Annotated in this window: 18 protein-coding genes; 5 read left to right on the plus strand and 13 right to left on the minus strand. The window is 64.5% G+C overall.

What is annotated here, in order from left to right; all coding sequences use genetic code 11:
• Positions 1 to 49 precede the first annotated feature (49 nt).
• The 4 genes from AC1RUK_RS06110 to AC1RUK_RS06125 are packed head-to-tail and all read left to right on the plus strand — an operon-like array spanning position 50 to position 3279.
• On the plus strand, positions 50 to 964 hold the full coding sequence (locus AC1RUK_RS06110; RefSeq protein ID WP_481836352.1) for a sugar phosphate isomerase/epimerase family protein: 915 nt from the start codon (positions 50 to 52) through the stop codon (positions 962 to 964).
• A gap of 17 nt (positions 965 to 981) precedes the next feature.
• Complete coding sequence (locus AC1RUK_RS06115; RefSeq protein WP_481839564.1) at positions 982 to 2076, plus strand: fatty acid desaturase family protein; 1095 nt, start codon at positions 982 to 984, stop codon at positions 2074 to 2076.
• A gap of 51 nt (positions 2077 to 2127) precedes the next feature.
• Positions 2128 to 2442 (plus strand): MocE family 2Fe-2S type ferredoxin, encoded by a 315-nt coding sequence (locus AC1RUK_RS06120; RefSeq protein ID WP_481836351.1) that lies wholly within the window; start codon positions 2128 to 2130, stop codon positions 2440 to 2442.
• Between the two features lie 33 nt (positions 2443 to 2475).
• Entirely contained in the window at positions 2476 to 3279 is an 804-nt protein-coding gene (locus tag AC1RUK_RS06125; RefSeq protein ID WP_481836350.1) for a 3-methyl-2-oxobutanoate hydroxymethyltransferase, read from the plus strand.
• 38 nt (positions 3280 to 3317) lie between these two features.
• Here the strand turns inward: AC1RUK_RS06125 and AC1RUK_RS06130 are convergent, their stop codons facing one another.
• Entirely contained in the window at positions 3318 to 4799 is a 1482-nt protein-coding gene (locus AC1RUK_RS06130) for an HAL/PAL/TAL family ammonia-lyase (RefSeq protein ID WP_481836349.1), read from the minus strand.
• On the minus strand, positions 4796 to 5797 hold the full coding sequence (locus tag AC1RUK_RS06135; RefSeq protein WP_481836348.1) for an ornithine cyclodeaminase family protein: 1002 nt from the start codon (positions 5795 to 5797) through the stop codon (positions 4796 to 4798). Before AC1RUK_RS06135 ends, AC1RUK_RS06130 begins: the two co-directional genes overlap by 4 nt.
• A gap of 115 nt (positions 5798 to 5912) precedes the next feature.
• On the opposite strand from AC1RUK_RS06135, the gene AC1RUK_RS06140 reads away from it, so the two are divergent.
• Complete coding sequence (locus AC1RUK_RS06140) at positions 5913 to 7346, plus strand: DHA2 family efflux MFS transporter permease subunit (RefSeq protein WP_481836347.1); 1434 nt, start codon at positions 5913 to 5915, stop codon at positions 7344 to 7346.
• A 101-nt stretch (positions 7347 to 7447) separates the two neighbouring features.
• Here the strand turns inward: AC1RUK_RS06140 and AC1RUK_RS06145 are convergent, their stop codons facing one another.
• The 11 genes from AC1RUK_RS06145 to AC1RUK_RS06195 all read right to left on the minus strand — a co-directional run bounded on the left by AC1RUK_RS06145 (position 7448) and on the right by AC1RUK_RS06195 (position 17584).
• Positions 7448 to 8335, minus strand: coding sequence for an amidohydrolase family protein (locus AC1RUK_RS06145; protein WP_481839563.1), 888 nt, complete (start codon positions 8333 to 8335; stop codon positions 7448 to 7450).
• Between the two features lie 11 nt (positions 8336 to 8346).
• Positions 8347 to 9432 carry a vWA domain-containing protein gene (locus AC1RUK_RS06150; protein ID WP_481839562.1) on the minus strand — a complete coding sequence of 362 codons (1086 nt, stop codon included), beginning with the start codon at positions 9430 to 9432 and terminating at the stop codon, positions 8347 to 8349.
• A 35-nt stretch (positions 9433 to 9467) separates the two neighbouring features.
• Positions 9468 to 10349 carry an AAA family ATPase gene (locus AC1RUK_RS06155; protein ID WP_481836346.1) on the minus strand — a complete coding sequence of 294 codons (882 nt, stop codon included), beginning with the start codon at positions 10347 to 10349 and terminating at the stop codon, positions 9468 to 9470.
• An 8-nt stretch (positions 10350 to 10357) separates the two neighbouring features.
• Positions 10358 to 11362, minus strand: a complete 1005-nt coding sequence (locus AC1RUK_RS06160) for a xanthine dehydrogenase family protein molybdopterin-binding subunit (protein ID WP_481836345.1) — start codon at positions 11360 to 11362, stop codon at positions 10358 to 10360.
• 1 nt (position 11363) lies between these two features.
• Positions 11364 to 12731: a xanthine dehydrogenase family protein molybdopterin-binding subunit gene (locus AC1RUK_RS06165; protein WP_481836344.1), complete on the minus strand. Its 1368-nt coding sequence runs from the start codon at positions 12729 to 12731 to the stop codon at positions 11364 to 11366.
• Between the two features lie 10 nt (positions 12732 to 12741).
• Positions 12742 to 13224 carry a (2Fe-2S)-binding protein gene (locus AC1RUK_RS06170; protein ID WP_481836343.1) on the minus strand — a complete coding sequence of 161 codons (483 nt, stop codon included), beginning with the start codon at positions 13222 to 13224 and terminating at the stop codon, positions 12742 to 12744.
• Between the two features lie 59 nt (positions 13225 to 13283).
• Positions 13284 to 14078: an FAD binding domain-containing protein gene (locus tag AC1RUK_RS06175; protein ID WP_481836342.1), complete on the minus strand. Its 795-nt coding sequence runs from the start codon at positions 14076 to 14078 to the stop codon at positions 13284 to 13286.
• A 31-nt stretch (positions 14079 to 14109) separates the two neighbouring features.
• Positions 14110 to 14553 (minus strand): SRPBCC family protein, encoded by a 444-nt coding sequence (locus AC1RUK_RS06180; RefSeq protein ID WP_481836341.1) that lies wholly within the window; start codon positions 14551 to 14553, stop codon positions 14110 to 14112.
• A 114-nt stretch (positions 14554 to 14667) separates the two neighbouring features.
• The gene (locus tag AC1RUK_RS06185; protein WP_481836340.1) at positions 14668 to 15495 is read right to left on the minus strand and encodes a helix-turn-helix domain-containing protein; all 828 of its coding nucleotides are present in this window, start codon (positions 15493 to 15495) and stop codon (positions 14668 to 14670) included.
• A gap of 270 nt (positions 15496 to 15765) precedes the next feature.
• Positions 15766 to 16764: an ABC transporter permease gene (locus tag AC1RUK_RS06190; protein ID WP_436172580.1), complete on the minus strand. Its 999-nt coding sequence runs from the start codon at positions 16762 to 16764 to the stop codon at positions 15766 to 15768.
• Between the two features lie 76 nt (positions 16765 to 16840).
• Positions 16841 to 17584: an ATP-binding cassette domain-containing protein gene (locus tag AC1RUK_RS06195; RefSeq protein ID WP_006202797.1), complete on the minus strand. Its 744-nt coding sequence runs from the start codon at positions 17582 to 17584 to the stop codon at positions 16841 to 16843.
• Positions 17585 to 17863 lie beyond the last annotated feature (279 nt).

The raw sequence follows: 17863 nt of genomic DNA on the forward strand, positions 1-17863 counted from the left end.
CCGCGGAATAGCGTGGCGGCTGAATCGCTTACCGGGAGGACTTCACCTCATGATGCAAGCAGGTATCTTCACAGGCTATTTCCCCTACGAGCTGGAGGAAGTCGCAAGGCACATCCGCGCTCTCGATTTCAACACGGTGCAGCTCGACCTGCATTTCAAGGATATCGACCTCTCTGCCGGGCAGATCACGAAGGACAAGGCAAGAAAGGTCCGTGACACATTCCGCGACCACAATTTGCCGATCTGCTGCGTGTCGGGCTACACGAACATCATCCATCCGGACAAGGCCGAACGCGAGAGGCGGCTTGCCTATCTCAAGGAGATCATCCGCAACGCGCGCGACTTCGGTTCGCCTTACGTGATCTCGGAGACTGGCACCTACAACACCGAGTCCGACTGGGTGCATCACCCCAAGAACAAGACCGAGGAAGGGTTCGAGGAATGCCGCAAGGTGATCTCCGACCTCGCTCAGACCGCCTATGACCATGGCGCGGTGTTCCTGCTCGAAACCTATGTCAACAACGTCGTCGGTTCGGTCGAGGAGACGGTGAAGATGTTCGCCCAGGTCGACCACCCCGGCCTCGGCCTGTTGATGGATCCGACCAACTATTTCGAAGCGCACAACATCGATCGTATGGACCAGGTGCTGAACCAGGTGTTCGACACGCTGACCGACAAGATCAGGATCGCGCACGCCAAGGATGTCAAGCGCGCGGGCAGCGACAAGTCGGAGAAGCATGCCGACATCGGCGACGACGACGCGCATGAGGGGTTGACGTTCCGCGGCGTCGGCGAGATCGAACTGCCGGCACCCGGTCTCGGCTCGCTCAACTATGACCTTTATCTGAAGCGGCTCAGCGAGAAGCACCCGAACATCCCGGTCATCATCGAGCATCTGACCGAAGACGACGTGCCGCGCGCCAAGATTTTTCTGGACGGAAAGTTCCGCGCCAACGGTCTTTGATGACCGAACGGGAGCTCATGATGGCGGCTGGCAAGACAAAGCGCGATTACAGCCTGGTCGGCGAAAGCACCCGCCGGGCAATCGAGACCGGGCTGGCCTCGGCCGAGTGGTATCACACGGATGTATCCCGCAAGGCGATGAAGGAGTTGATGCAGCGTTCCGACGGCCCGGCGATCCGCGACACGATCATCTGGATCGCCGCCATATTGGGCTCCGCCGCCGGGATCATCTGGTTCTGGGGTTCCTGGTGGGTCGTGCCGTTCCTGTTCGTCTACGGGGTGCTCTACGGCTCGTCCAGCGATTCACGCTGGCACGAATGCGGCCACGGCACCGCCTTCCGCACGCGCTGGATGAACGATGTCGTCTACCAGATCGCCAGCTTCATGGTGATGCGCAATCCGGTGGCCTGGCGCTGGAGTCATGCCCGCCACCACACCGACACCATCATCGTCGGCCGCGACGCCGAGATCGCGGTGATGCGGCCGCCGGACCTCTTGAAGGCGGGACTAGCCGTCACCGGCATCCTCGATTTCCGCTACTCGCTGCCGGCACTGGTGCGCCAGGCGTTGGGCAGGCTGTCGGACGACGAGAAGAGCTACGTTCCCGAGATGGAACAGGCCAAGGCCGTCACCGCCGCGCGCTGGCATGTCGCCATCTACATCGCGACGATCGCTCTTGCGATCGCGCTGAGATCATGGCTGCCGCTGGCGCTGATCGGCCTGCCGCGCCTCTACGGCACCTGGCACATGGTGATGACCGGCCTGCTGCAGCATATCGGGCTCGCCGACAATGTGGTCGACCACCGGCTGAATACCCGCACCGTCTACATGAACCCGATCAGCCGGTTCATCTACTGGAACATGAACTATCATGTCGAACACCACATGTTCCCGATGGTGCCCTATCACGCGCTGCCCAGGCTGCACGAGCTAGTCAAGCACGATCTGCCCGTGGCGAACCCATCGATATGGCATGCCTATCGCGAGGTCTGGCCGGTCCTGTTCAGGCAGCTCAAATACGAGGACTATTACCTCAAGCGCGAATTGCCGCCGACGGCCAGGCCCTATCGCGGCGAGTTCCACGAGGTCGATATGTCGGCGGCGGCAGAATAGTTTGGCCGTGGCTCACCCGGTCGCGCGGGCCAGAACCACGAGGAGGCGGAAATGGCGGAATGGGTCGAAGCGTGCGCCGTGGACGATGTCGACGAAGAGGATGTGATCCGCTTCGATCACGGCGGCCGCACCTTTGCGATCTACCGCTCGCCGGACGATCAGTTCTTCGCCACGGACGGGTTCTGCACGCATGAGAAGGCGCATCTCGCCGACGGTCTCGTCATGGACGAGATCATCGAATGCCCCAAGCACAATGGCCGCTTCAACTACAAGACCGGGCAGGCCAGGGGGGCGCCGGTGTGCGTCAACCTCAGGACCTACCTGGCCAAGGTCGAGGCCGGCAAGGTCATGATCGAGATCGATTGATCGCCCGCACCAAACCACAAGGAACCCAGTTCGATGAGCCGTAAGAGACCGACGATCGCAGATCTGCGCGCCATGAAGGGCAAACGGCAGCTGACCATGCTGCGCGTGCTGACGATAGACGAGGCCGAAGCCGCCGAGCGGGCCGGCGTCGACATCGTCTCGGTGCCGCCGGAGCTGGTGCTCAACCCTCAGTATCGCGATGCGGCGCCGAGCCTGTTCACCATGCCGGGCGAGAACTTCTTCGAGATCGGCACCGCAGACGATTTCGTGCGCTGGGCGTTCCGCCTCTACAAGGCCGGCGCCGACGCGGTTTATTGCAGCGCCGGCTACGCCACAATCAGGCGGATGGCGGACGACGCGATCCCCGTCATCGGCCATGTCGGCCTGATCCCGTCGCGCGCCACCTGGACTGGCGGCTTCAAGGCCGTTGGCAAGACCGCCGATACCGCCATGCAGGTATTCGAGGCGGTCAAGCAGTTGGAGGCTGCAGGCGCGATCGGCGCCGAGATCGAGGTGGTGCCGGTCGAGGTGGCCAAGGCGATCTCGGAACGCACCTCGCTGATCATGCTGTCGATGGGGGCAGGCACAGGCTGCGACGCGCAGTATCTGTTCGCCGACGACATACTCGGCCAGAACCGCGGCCACATGCCCCGCCATTCCAAGGCCTACCGCAATTTCGCCGCCGAATACGACAGGCTGCAGGCGGAGCGCATCGCTGCCTTCTCGGAGTATGTCGCCGACGTCAACAGCGGAGCGTACCCGGAAGACAGGCACATCGTGCACATGGACCCGAACGAACTCAGCCTGTTCACGAAGAGGGTCGATGGCGCGGCCTGAGCGCGCGGGCCCGCCGTGGTTCGGCTCACTGGCCGCAGTTACGCCTGCCAGCCGCCCTTGGCGAGCGCGGCGTAGAGCGCCTCGGCCTCGACGCCGAGCGGCCTGTCTTCGGTGAGTTTCGGCACGTGCGCGCGCACCGCCGCATGGATCACGCCGGTGGCCGGCGCCAACGTCAGCCCATCGCGCAGGTCTATCGCCTGTGCGGCGGCCATCAGTTCGAAGGCAATCAACCGCCGCCACAGCGCGATCATGTCGGCGCATTTCGAAACGGCCAGCAGAGTTTGCGTGGCATGGTCCTCGACGCCTTCCGACACAGGCAGAAAGTCCAGCATCACCGGATTGGCCTTGTGACGGATGGCGGCCAGGATCGCCGCCACCGTCTTTTGCAACGGCACGAAGCCGGCCGAGGCGCCGCCGAGCGGCGAGAGATATTTGGGCAGGCCGTTGCGGCCCGAGCCGGTAAGCTGGATGAAGCGGGCGGCGCAGGCCGCCGCACTTTGAGCGATCGCCAGGCCCAGCGTCTCGAAGGCCAATGCCAGCGACGCGGTGTGGAAATTGCCGGTCGACAGCACAAATTCGTCTTCGCCCAGCACCAGCGGATTGTCGGCAGCCGAATTGAGCTCGATCTCGGTCGCCAGCCGCGCGTGATCGATCGCCTGGATCAACGCGCCGTGGATCGACGGCATGCAGCGGATCGACAGTGGATCCTGCAAGGTCGTCGGCGTGGGGGGCTCGTGGCGGGCAAGCAGTTCGCGCAGGCCCTTTGCCGCCAGCTGCTGGCAGGCGGCAGGCCGTGCCAGATGCAGGCGCGGATCGAGGATGGTGTGGTTGGCGCCGATGCCTTCCATAGTCAGAGCGCCGGCCTGCTGCTGTTGCGCGAAGGCGGAGAGCGCGTCGGTGAGCGCCAGCGCGCTGCTGCCGGTGGAGACGGCCGAGGCATTGATCAGCGACAGCCCGTCCTTGGGCGCCAGGCTGACGGGGGCGAGGCGCGCCATCATCAGCGCCTTGGCCGAGGGCATGCGTCGGCCCTGATAGTCGGCTTCGCCTTCGCCGATCAGCATGCGGCCGAGTGCTGCCATGAGCACCAGATCGCCGGCGCCGATCGAAGCCAGCGACGGCATGACCGGATGAACACCGGCATTGAGCGCGTCGAGCAAGGCCACGAAAACATGCGGCGACAGGCCGGAGCCGCCCGCCGCAAGCATCGCCACCCGGGCAAACATGACGGCGCGCACGGTTTCGAAGGGCAAAGGCTCGCCGACCGCACCGCTGCGGCCATCGAGGAGCTGGCGCTGGAAGGCGCTGGCGTCGCCGCTGACCGACGTACCGAGATTGGCGCCGAGCCCGGTGTTGAGACCGTAGATCTGCTGGCCGGCGGCCGCTGCGTCATCGAGCACCTTGCGCGCCTTGACCAGCCGCTCCAGGACGGTGGGCGTGACTTCCACCTTACATCCCTCGCGGGCGACGGATGCGACGTCCTCGATGCTGACGCCGGCGCCGGTGAGAACGAGCGGGCTCATGCGAAACGCAACCTTTGGCCGATGCCTTGCGCCTGGGCCTTGGCCAACATCGCCTTGCCGAGTGCTATGTCGGAGAGCGACAGGCCGCGATGCCAGAACAGGATCGTCTCGCCGTCGCTCTGGCGTCCGGCTTTCAGCCCGGCGGCGATCTGGCCGAGTTCGGCATGCAGCGTCTGCACGCTCAGCCTTCCCGTCTCGACATGGGCGCGCAGCGAACCGAACTTGCCGGCCTTGCACTGGCCCCAGTCGTCGACGACGATCTTCTGCATGATGTCGGTCAGCGACAGCTCCACTGCGCTCATCGTGCCGTAGGGTACGACCAGCGCGCCACGCTTGATCCATTCGGTCTTGAGCAGCGGCTGCGGTTCCGGCAGCCGCGAGGCCTCGACGACGATGTCGGCACCTTCCACGCAGGTCTTCCAGTCGGCCACCGCCGTGACCGGCTTGCCAAGGTCGGCGGCCAGTTTGGCGGCAAAGCCGTCGCGGCTTTCGGGCCGGCGCGAATGGACGCGGATCTCGTTGAAATCGAAGAGATGATCGAGCAGGCGCACATTCCAGTAGGCGGTGCCGCGTGCGCCGATATGGGCGAGCACCTTCGATGTCTTCTTCGCCAGATGTTTCGCGCCGATGGCGGTGATCGCGCCGGTGCGCATGTCGGTGATGACGGTGGCGTCCAGGATCGCGCGCGGCGTACCGGTGCGCGGATCGAAGAGGTTCAGGATGCCGAACTCCGAGGGCAGGCCGTGCTTGTAGTTGTCGACATAGTCGCCGACGATCTTTACGCCGGCCGCGTCGAGCGGCGCAACGTAGCCGCGCAGAACATTGAAATGGCCATGGAAGGACGGGTCGGGCTCGAGATGGACACGCGGCTCGATCACCGTCTGGCCGTTACCCTGGGCGACAAGCCCGGCCTCGACCGCGCCGATGATTTCGGCATCGGTCATGGCAAGCGCCTCGATGTCGAGGGCGTTGAGGTAGTCGATATAGATGGGCTTCATGCGTGCGTAGTCCCCGGGGAGCCCCCTTCATGCATAGCAGGCGGCGAGGCGACACGAAAGTTTGTTAGTCAATATCTGGACGCAGTCGGCCAAATGCTGTTCAAACCGGTTCGTCATGACTGCCATCCCCGAGAGTGAAGTTTCGCCAAGAACGGCCACGAATTCGCGGCGCGTGGCGCTGATCGTCGCCATCGCCTTCTTCATGCAGCTGCTGGATTCGACGATCATCTCGACCTCGCTGCCGCAGATGGGAGCCAGCTTCGGCGTGCCGGCGGTGGCGATGAGCATCGGCATCACCGTCTACATGCTGACCATGGCGGTGTTCGTGCCGTTGTCCGGCTGGCTGGCAGACCGTTTCGGGGCGCGCAACATCTTCCTTGTGGCGATAGCGCTGTTCACGCTGGCCTCGATCGCCTGCGGCTTCTCGGAGAATTTGGCCGAATTCGTCGCTGCGCGCGCGGTGCAGGGCCTCGGCAGTGCATTGATGACGCCGGTCGGCCGCATCCTGGTGCTGCGCAACGCCTCCAAATCGGAATTGCTCAACGCCACCGCGCTGATCACCTGGCCGGCGCTGTTTGCACCGGTGGTCGGGCCGGTGCTCGGTGGCTTCATCACCACTGCGCTCTCCTGGCACTGGAACTTCTTCATCAACATTCCGCTTGGGCTGGCCGGCCTGGTGCTGGTCGCCCGCTTCGTTCCCGGCGACCGCGAAGCCGACCCAAAGCCGCTCGACTGGCCGGGCTTTTTCCTGACTTCGGCGGGGCTCGCCTGCCTGCTCTATGGCCTCGAGCGCATCGCGCATCCGGAAGATGGCGTCTTGCCGACCGTCATGCTGCTCGCCCTTGGCATGCTGGTCGGCTGGCTGGCTGTGCGCCACCTGTTACGCACGCCGTATCCGCTGCTCGACCTTGCGTCGTTCAAGGTGCTGACCTTCGCCCTCTCGACACTGTCGGCCGGCACCGTCTTCCGGGTGGCGATCAACGCCACGCCGTTCCTATTGCCGCTGCTGTTCCAGGTCGGCTTCGGCCTCAGCCCGATCGATGCCGGTATGATGATCCTCGCCTATTTCCTCGGCAATCTCGGCATGAAGGCGGTGACGACACCGACGCTGAGACGCTTCGGTTTTCGCTCGGTGATGGTCGTCAACGGCGTGGTCGCCTCTCTGTCGATCATCGCCTGCGCGGCGATCTCGCCGCAGACGCCGCAAGCGCTGGTGGTGGCGCTGATGCTGATCGCCGGCCTGTCGCGCTCCATGCAGTTCACCGCGCTCAACACGCTGGCCTTCGCCGACATCGCGGCCACGCATCGCAGTTCCGCGGCGACGCTGTCCAGCATGCTGCAGCAGGTGGCGATGCTGTTCGGCGTCGCGGTCGCGGCGGCGATCCTCAATTTGTCGCAGATCGCGAGAGGCCGACCGGAACTCGATCTCGTCGACTTTCGTATAGCCTTCCTCGCGATCGGCGTGATCGGGCTGGTGGCCGCGTTCCGTTTCCTGGCACTGCCGCGCGGCGCGGGCGCCGAGGTTTCGGGGCACGCCCAGGAGAATTGACGTCGAATTTTTCGCACCGGCGCAGACATAAATCTCGGTTCCCGATTGAAGTGACTCGCCCGCCCTTCGGGCCCCACAAGGGGAGAAGGTAAGGTGGCGCGTTACACCGGCCGATACACGTTCTCCGCCGTGTTCCAGAAGATATCCGCCTCTGCCCCCGCGCCATGTTTCGCTACTGCTGCGCGGTGCGCCTTGATCAGTTCGGCGTGGCTGGTCCAGAGTTTCTCGACCGGAAAGTTCGAGCCGAACATCAGGTGTTCCGAGCCAAGGATATCGATCGCATTGTCGACGATGTAGCCGATCAGCGCCGGGTCGTTGCGGTGGACGAAGGTGCCGAGGCCGGAGAGCTTGGCGTAGAAATTGGGCGCGGCGGACAAAGTGCGCAGGCCGGCCTTCCAGGCCTCCGTGGCTTCCGGCTCCGTGCCGGTCAGCATGCCGGCATGGGTGAGGATGAAATTGGTCTCGGGATTCTCGCCGACCAGCGTCAGCCCGTCCTTCATCTGTGCCGGGAAAAGCTGCAGATCGAAGGACAGGCCATAGTCTTTCAGCCGCGCCACATTTGCCCGTACCTTGGGGTCGATGACCTGGTCGGCGGATGAGGCGAAGCGGAAGGCCGTCGTCTCGTGCCAGTGCAACTGCATGCGCACGCCGCGCAGCAGCGGGTATTTCATCAGGCGATCGATCTGATGGCGGACATCGTCCACCGTCATGTCGGCATAACCGACGATGGCATGCGGCCAGCCGGTTTCGTCCGCTGTCTTCTGCAGGAAGGCGACTTCGTTTTCGAAGTCTTCCTTCGCCCAGTTGGCCTGGACGTATACAGCCTTTTCAACGCCGGCGCCCCGCTGGTCGGCCAAGAATTCCTCGATCGGATAGTCGCGGCGGATCGGCTCGTAGGGGCCGAAGATGCGCGGCACCATCGGTCCGACCAGCCAGGGCAGGTCCTTTTGGCGCCAGATGTGGAAATGCGCGTCGATCGCTTTCTGCATCACGAAACCCTCTACCAGATGGCTGCGGCTGCCGGGGCGGGGCGGGCGAGCGACAGGATGAAATCGGTGAGGCTGTTCATTGACGAGCCATCGACCAGGTCGTCGAGCACCGGCAGGATGGCGCGAAGTGCTGCCGTCGCCGGCCGAAAGCGCGGATCGCCAGCCAGCGGTGTCGCCAGCGAAAGCCGGAAGGCGCGGGCGCTCAGCCGGCGCATCGCCGTCTCCAGCTCGGCATGGTCGCCGCGCTCCAGCGCGTCCGACAGGATAACCACCGCTGCCCCGCGCGCAAAAGCGGAAAAGCGCGGCACCGAGAGGAAGGCGAGCAGCGTCGGTCCCATGCGGGTGCCTCCGTCCCAGTCGTCGACCTGCGCTGCCGCCCGGGCCAGCGCCTGGTCGCGGTTGCGGATGCGCAGCGCCCCGGTGATGCGGGTCAGCCGCGTGCCGAAGGTGAAGATCTCGGCGCGGCCCGCGTCCTGGACGGCCGCGTGCGCCAGTTTGAGATAGTCCGCGGTGTGGAGCTTCATCGAGCCGGAGACATCGATCAAAAGCAGCAGCTTGCGCGGCACGGTCTGGCGGCGGCGCAGCAGCGGCCAGGGGATGTCGCCATCGGCGCTGACGATTTCACTCAGCGACCGGCGCAGGTCGAGCGTGCCGTGCGAGCGGGTGCGTACGGTGCGGAAGGAACGGCGGGCGGGCAAGGCAGAAGCGAGCTTGCGGCGGAAGGGGGCGAGGCTGTCGCTGTCACGCTGGAAGTCGCGGCTGCTCAACCGTTCGATCGCCGAGGAAAGTTCGCCGCCTTTCTCCTGGCGGGCGGTCCGGTTCTCCTTCTCGCGCATGCCGCGATCATCCTTGATGCGAGTTTCTTCGTCGTTTTCGCCGTCGATCGAAGTTCGGACGTCGCCATAGAAATAGCTGCGAAAATGCGCCTCGAATTCGGCGCGGCGGTCGGGCGAGGGGGCAAGCGTGGCCAATGCTGCCTCGCGAATATCGGCCATCGAGCGCGGCCCGAGCAACGTCACCGCCTGCATGAAGCTGGAGATCTGCTCCGGCGCGATGGCAAAGCCGCAGTGGCGCAGCAACCGGCCGAAGCCGAGCATGGGTTCCGCGGCGCGGGATAAGTTCGCGGCGGGTCTCACGCCAGCGCCTCCTCGACAATTCGGCCAAGCTCCGGTGCTATCGCAGACAGGTCCTCCTCGTCCTTGATCAGCACGCCGATGGCGCGGCGGAAGGCTTCGGGCCACGGGCTGCCGCCCTTTTCGAGGATGGTGGCGGCATTGGCCCATTCGACCGCTTCGGCGATGCCAGGGGGCTTCGCCAAGGGGCGGGCGCGGATCGACTGCACGGCGTTGGCCACGGCCTGCGCAGTCGCCTCTGCCACGTCGCCGGCGCGCAGCATGATGATCTCGGCCTCGCGCGCGGCGTCGGGATAGCCGATCCAGTGGTAGACACAGCGCCGGCGCAGCGCTTCGGCAAGCTCGCGGGTGCGGTTGGAGGTCAGGATGACGATCGGCTGCGTGGAGGCGCGGATGGTGCCGCGCTCGGGGATGCTGATCTGGAAATCGGAGAGGAATTCGAGCAGCAGCGCCTCGAACTCATGGTCGGAGCGGTCGATCTCATCGACCAGCAGCACGCGCTGGTCGGGCGCCCGCAGCACCTGCAGCAGCGGTCGTGCGATCAGGAAGCGGTCGTCATAGATGTCGATCTCGTGCTCGCCGGCGTGGCGGATGGCGAGCAACTGGCGCTGGTAGTTCCACTCGTAGAGCGCATGCGCGGCGTCGATGCCTTCGTAGCATTGCAGCCGCACCAGTTCGCGGCCAAGCAGTTCGGCGATGGCCTTGGCCGCTTCCGTCTTGCCGACGCCGGGTGCGCCTTCGAGCAGCAGCGGCTTGCCCAGCCGGATCGCCAGGAAGATGGCGGTCGAAAGGCTGTCATCGGCAAGGTAACGCGAGGCGGCGAGCCGCGATGCCACCGCCTCGGGCGAGGGCGCGACAGTCTCGGCGCTTGGATCAGGCATTTCGACCCTCAGCCCGCGGCCTGCGCTTTGAGCGCGCGCAGGATGCGCTCCGGCGTGATCGGCAGCGTGTCGATGCGCACGCCGACGGCGTCGAAGACGGCGTTGGCCACGGCGGGGATCTGCGGGTTGGCGCACATTTCGCCCGGCCCCTTGGCGCCAAACGGTCCGTCGGCCGACGGCCGTTCCAGCACGATGATCTCGGTTTTGGCAAGGTCGCCCGGCCCCGGCATCAGATACTGGTTGAAGTCTGTGCCGCCATGGTCGCGGTTCGGATAATAGGGCTCGGTGGTCTCATAGAGCGCGTGGCTGATGCCCATCCACGAACCACCGACCAGCTGCTGCTCGACCATTTTCGGGTTCAGTGCGCGGCCGATCTCGAAGATGTTCTTGACTGTCAGCACGGTGACTTCGCCGGTCTCGTCGTCGACCTCGACCTCGGCCACCGTGCAGGCATGCGCGTAGCAGGTCGACGGCTTCATCGCGCCGGTCTCTTTCTCCGGATAGGAGCGCGGGATCAAAAACATGCCGCGACCGGAGATCGAGCGGCCGCGCTTGAAGTGCGCCGACAGCGCGACATCGAAGATCGAGATCGACTTCTGCGGCGCGCCCTTGACCAGGATGTTGCCCTGGCCATCGGTTTCGAGGTCCGAGGCGTTCACTTCCAATTCTTCGGCCGCCACCTCCAGCATCACCTGGCGGGCTTCCTTGGCGGCCTGGATAACGGCATTGCCGGCGCGGTGGGTGCCGCGCGAGGCGAAGGTGCCCATGCAGTGCGGGCCGGTGTCGGTGTCGGCGGTGTCGACGATGACGCGGTCGGTCGGCACGCCGATGGTCTCGGCGCAGATCTGCGCCATGATCTGCTTCATGCCCTGGCCGAGATCGACTGAAGACAGCGTTACCATGAAATTGCCGGTCGGCGTCGAATGCACCAACGCCTGGGTCGGGTCGCCGCCGAGGTTCATGCCGGTTGGATAGTTGATCGCGGCGACGCCGCGTCCGCGCCTGATCGCCATCTCAAGCTCCCTTCGTATAGGAGGACATGGCCATGTACTTCTCCGCCACCGGCCAGTTGGCGGCGCGCGAGGCTTCCTGCATGCATTCGATCAGCGCAGCGCCCTCGGTCGGCTGGCGATGCGCCTTCATGTCGCCGTCGCGATAGGCGTTGATGAAGCGGAATTCGAGCGGATCCATGCCGATCAGCCGTGCCAGCTTGTCCATCTGCACCTCCAGCGCGAAGTCACCGATGGTGACGCCGAAGCCGCGCATGGCGGAGGAGGGAGTGCGGTTGGTGTAGACGCAATAGGTGTCGATCCAGACGTTGGGGATCGTATAAGGGCCGGGATAGTGGGCGGCGCCCTTCTGCGCGCCATAGGGTGAATGGCGCGAATAGGCGCCGGCATCGGTGTAACCGGTCACCTTGCGGGCGACGATGCGGCCATCCTTCATGACGCCGTCCTTGATGACGACCTTCTCGGCGGCGCGCGGCGAGGAGATCTGCATCTCTTCCTCGCGACTGTAGATGAAACAGACCGGGCGTCCGGTTAGTTTAGCACCGAGGATGGTGACCGGCTCGACGATGACGTCGACCTTGCCGCCGAAACCACCGCCGACCGTGCCGCCGACGAAATGCAATTTGCTGCCCGGCATCTGCAGGATGATCGAAGCGTTGTCGAGGGTGAAGAACATCGCCTGCGTGTTGGTGTAGCAGGTGAAGCGGTCGTTGCTCTCGGGCACCACCACGCAGCCCGTCGTCTCGGTCGGCGCGTGCTCGATCGGCGAGGACTGGTAGCTCTGTTCGAGGATGTGATCGGCGCCGGCGAAGCCAGCCTCGACATCGCCGAAGCGCACCTTGCGGCATTCACCGCTGTCGTAGAGGTAGTGGTTCTGGCCGTGATACTCGTTGACGATCGGCGCGCCGGGTTTCAGCGCCTCCTCCATGTCGAACACGGCCGGCAGCACCTCGTAGTCGACGTTGACCTTGGCGGCTGCCTCCTGCGCGGCGCGCTCGGTCTCGGCCAGCACCGCCACCACGGCCTCGCCCTTCCAGCGCACCTTGCCGTCGGCGAGCACCGTTTCGTCCTCGGGGCCGATCTGGATCAGGATCAGGATGGTGTAGACATTGTGCGGCACATCCTTGGCGGTGAGGATCTTCACCACGCCCGGATGCTTCTCGGCCTCCGTTGTGTCGATGGAGCGGATGCGGGCGTGGTGGTGCGGGCTGCGCACCATCTTCAGATGCAGCATGCCGGGAAAGTTGCGATCGGCGAAATAGGCGGTCTTGCCGGTGACATGACCAGGGGAATCGAGCCGCGGCCGGGGCTGGCCGATCTCGTTGAGGCCGTCCTTGCGGACATCGGCGAAATAGCTCTTGCGCAGTTCCATTTTGCTTCCCTCAGGCCGCGTTCTGCGAATTGGCGCGCGCGGCGGTCAGCACCGCCTGGATAATCGGCTCGTAGCCGGTGCAGCGGCAGATATTGCCCGACAAGGCCTCGACCACCTCCTCGCGGCTGGGATCGGGCGTCTGGTCGAGCAGCACCTTGGCGGCCATGATCATGCCCGGCGTGCAGAAACCGCATTGCGTGGCGAAGGCGTCGAGGAAGGCGCGCTGCAGCGGATGCAACACACCGCCTTCGGCGAGGCCCGACGTCGTCCGGATGTCGGCGCCATTGCAGGTTTCTGCCAGCGTCAGGCAAGAGAGCCGGAGTTCGCCGTCAATGATGACCGAGCAGGCGCCGCAGGTGCCCTGATGGCAACCGCCTTTCGGCGAGGTGTCGCCGATCTTATCTCTCAGCGCGTGGAGCAGCGTCGTGCCGCTGTCGACGAATTCGGCCTTTTCCGAGCCGTTGAGCGTGAATTGAACCGGGACCTTTGCCATTTTTTCCTCCCAGCGCGCCTGCCCGAACCATCGGGCAAGCGCGCGCCCCCCGACAGTGATTAGCCAAGCAGCAGCCGGCCGAGATGGACCGGCAGGACTTGCGTGCGATACCAGGCGCTGGCGATCGGATCGGTGATCGGCGACGTGCCTTCGCCGGCGACGGCGAGTGCCGGCGCGATCTCCTCGGCCGTCAATTGGCAGCCGAGCAGCGCCTTCTCGGCCGCCCTGGCGCGCATCGGCCGGTCGGCCATGCAGCCAAGGGCGATCCGTACGGACGTCACCGTGCCGTCGGCCGTCCGTTGCAGATGCGTGGCGATGCTCAGCACCGAAACCCCTTTCGGCTTGACCCGCGACACTTTGAGAAAGCGGAAGCTCTCCGCGCGGGGCAAAACGAAGGTGACCCCGGTGACGATGGCGCAGCTGGTGTCGCGCCCGGCCAGGAAGGTCTGGATCGGCACCTCGCTGTCTTCGGTGACAATAATGGCATCCAGCGCAAGCAGCGCGACGGTGAAGTCGCCATAGGGCGCCGGCGCGAACAGATTGCCGCCGACGGTCGCCATGTTGCGGATCGCCGGACCGCCGACGGCGCGGGCGGCAGGTGCAAGCTGTGCGAGGTCCGGATGGCGGGCAATCGCCGCCATGGTAACCGAGGCGCCGAGCCGCACCTCGCCACCGGAAGCGGTAATCGCCGACAGGGAGGGTTCCGTGACGCGGACAAGGCTGGACACGGAAACATCGCCTTCATTCGCCGCGCGCACGACCAGCGTGCCACCGCCGAGATAGCGCGTGCCGGCGGCCATCAGCGCTGCATTGGCATCCTTCACCGCCGAGAACGTCTGGAGGGTAAGCGCCATGGCACGCTCCTTGTTTCAGCCCAGTTCAAATTCAGCTTTGCCCGGCGAAGTGGGTTTTCAGGGCATTGAAGCCGCCCTGGAAAACGTTGGCGCCCATGCCTTCGGCGAGCTTGTCGGCCTCTTCCGGAGCCGCGTCGAAGCTCGCCGTCCATTCGGCATAGGTGCGGTCGCCGTCGGTGACGCGCCGCAACTGCAGCGTCGCCTTGTGGTTGGTGATCGGCTGCGGCGTTTCGAGGATAGAATAGCTGACGAGGAAATTCTGCTCGGAAAAATCGAGAAGCTTTTCACGGATGCGAGCGCCGCTGACGAGCTGGAAATTGCGCACGCAGCCGATCGCGCTTGCGTCCTTGCCGTCCTCAATATTGCTTTCGACCATGCGCGGGTGCCAGCTCGGCAGGCCGTTGAAGTCGCGTATTAGCGCCCAGACCTTTTCGACTGGCGCGTCGATGACGCTGGATATGGTGACCTTGGCCATAAGCTCGTTCCCTTGCGAACACATCTGCATCAAGGGTAGGGCGGTGCGCCCGGCTGTGCTTATCAATGCGTCTTGAGCGCGTATCAAATAGTCTGAAAAAGGGCCCCGCCCGGTTCAGGCTGCTGCCCGCGCGGCCTCGCGGTAGAGCGTCGGCGGGACGCCGACATGGTCGCGGAAGAAGCGCGAGAAATTGCCCTGGGTGGTGAAGCCGAGATTGCAGGCGACCGAGATCAGCGGCGCCTCCGACCACTGCAATTGCCGCACCGCTTCCTCCATGCGCAGCGTGTTCCAGTAGACGTTGGGCGTCAGATTGGTCTGTTCCTTGAACAGGGCGAAGAAATGCGGCCGCGACAAGCCGACGCTGCGCGCGACGTCGTCGAAGCAGATGCGCTCGCAGACATTGGCCTTCATCAGCTGGATCGCCTTGCGGACACGGAAATCCTGCATGGTGTTGACGCGGCCGCGCGACACTAGCGGGGCTGAGGCATCGGCGGCGTCGAGCACGCTGTCGATAAAGCGTTCGATCTCGTAGTTGGCGACGTCGTCGATGCTCTCATTGTCGCTGAGGTGATCGAGCAGGCTGGCCGCCGCCTGGTGCAGCCACGGCTCCAGCGTGATCGCCGCCTGTGCGAACAGCGGTGCCGACGAGGGCAGGTCGCGGCGCCGGCGGGCCCAGTCGGGATCGATGTAGAAGGCAAGGAACAGGCCCGGCCTGCCGTCGTGGGACAGAGCATGGCTGTGCGGCTGGAAGGAGTTGATGCCGGCCGCGGTGGTCGGGCCGAGCCGCACCGTCTCGCGGCCGATGGTCATCTCGCCTGCCGTGCCTTCCAGCCAGATGATGAGATGGGCCTCGACATGGGCATGGGTGACGAAGTCATTGGCGACATTCAGGACAGAAACATGTCCGAACCGGCCCCAGTAGAGCCTGATCGCTTCCGTCATGTGTATATCCTCCCGCAGGCGACTGGCCTCCCTTCGCCTGCAGGGGGATAGTGCGGCGGACGCCGTGCCTGCGTCAAGGCGCGGGCACGGCGGGTCAAGCCTGCCTTGGTTCGTGGCGGCGGATTTTCAGACTGAGCGATAGGGCCGGATGGGAATGACGGCCCAGGAGCAAGAGCATGATCCCGAAAAGTGGGAGCCGGTTTTCGGAAAAGATCATGCTCAAACAAAAAGATAGAGCGCCATCCCGATTCCATCGGGATGGAACAGGCTCTAATCGTTGCGCCTGAAGTTGCGGATGCGGTCGAACAGCACGGCCAGCAGGATGGCGCCGCCGATGAACACGCCTTGCCAAAAGGCATTGATGCCGAGCAGGCCAAGGCTGTTGCGGATCACCTCGATCAGTGCCGCGCCGACGATGGCCCCAAAAGCGGTGCCGACACCGCCGGCAAGATTGGCGCCGCCAATGACGGTGGCGGCGATCACCTGAAGCTCCATGCCTGTGCCGAGATTGGTGGTGACGGCGCCCAGCCAGCCGGTCTGGATGATGCCGGCGATGCCCGCTGCCAGCGCCGAGATCATATAGACCGCGACCTTGATCTGGCGCACGGGAACGCCGGTAAGCGTCGCCGCGTGCTCATTGCCACCGATGGCGAAAATGTGGCGGCCAAACTTGGTCCAGCGCAAGGTGAAGCCGGTGATCAGCGCCAGCAGGATCATGTAGAGCACCGGGTTGGCGATGCCGAATACCCAGGCGCCGCCGCCGAGTGCCAGAAGCTTGTCGTGGTCCGGTCCGAACTGGAAGACGACCGTGTTGTTGGAGGCGACCATGGCCAGGCTGCGCGCGATCGACAGCATGCCGAGCGTCACCACGAAGGGCGGAAAGCCGAGATAGGCGATCAATATGCCGTTGAAGGCGCCGATGATCAGCGCCGTCGCGATCGAGACGGCGATCCCGACCTCGATGCCGTAGCCGGCATGCATGGTGACCGCCAGCACCATCGAGCATAGGCAAAGCACCGAGCCGACCGACAGGTCGATGCCGCCGGTGATGATGACGAAGGTCATGCCGAGCGCGATGATGGCGACGAAGGTGATGTTGCGGGTGATGTTGTAGAGGTTCTTCTGCGTGGCGAAGGCATCGGTGGCAAACGACAGGAACAGACAAGCGAGGATGACGGCGATCACCACCCAGAAGGTCTGGCTGGCAAATATCCGTGACAGCAAGGTGTGCTGTTTCTGCGCGATCGTCTGATCAAGGGTGACTGCCATTATCGACCTTTCCTGGCGGTGGCGGACAGCGCCAAACCGGCGCATTCGCAGCTGCGAAATCCCCAATGCACCAATTTCACAATACCTGTTCGATGGCGCCGGTGATCAGCCCGGTGACTTCCTCGGGCGAACTCGACGCGATCGTCTTGTCGGCGACCTTCCTGCCGCGCCGCATGACGATGACGCGGTCGGCAACGTCAAAGACGTCGGGCATACGGTGGCTGATCAGCACGACCGCGATGCCCTGGTCGCGCAGATGGCGGATCAGGTTCAGCACTTCGGCTACCTGGCGCACCGAAATCGCCGCCGTCGGCTCGTCCATCAGCACGATCTTGGCCTGAGACAGCATGGTGCGAGCGATCGCCACCGCTTGCCGCTGGCCGCCTGACATCTGCTTGACGAGGTCGCGCGGTCGGGTCTCCGACTTCAGTTCAGCGAAGATCTGACCGGCGCGCTTGTACATCGCCGCATAGTCGAGGATGCGGAACGGTCCGACGCCGCGGCGCAATTCGCGGCCGAGATAGACGTTGGCGGCGGCGGTCAGATTGTTGCACAGCGCCAGGTCCTGGTGGACGATCTCGATGCCGTGCTGGCGCGCCTCCACCGGCTTGTGCAGGATCAGCTCCTTGCCGTCCATCTGCATGGTGCCGTGGCTCGGGCGGAAATTGCCGGCGATCATCTTGACCAGCGTCGACTTGCCGGCGCCGTTGTCGCCCATCAGGCCGACGACCTGCCCAGGCTCGATCGACAGCGACACGTCGTTGACCGCCTGGATGGCGCCGAAATGCTTCGAGATGTTGGTGAGTTCGAGAACCGCCACCAGCCTTCATGCCTCCCATGTTTCCAGCCTGCGGCTCCGCCGCGGCTTCGCTCTCCCCAGCTCCTCCCGGGGACGGCGATTTCACGCATTTACGCGAATGCTCATGCAAGCGTCAATCATTTGTCGGACGAATTGAACGCATGTTTTTCCAAAAATCCGTTTTGTAGGACAAATAGCAATTGACGTTGGCAGCGCGCCGATATTAGCTAAGCGTCGGAGGAGATTATGCCGATCCATCGGCCGGTTCGCCCGATGGCTCAGCGGAGGTTATGGGTCCCG

It is taken from the genome of Mesorhizobium monacense, from assembly GCF_056781675.1.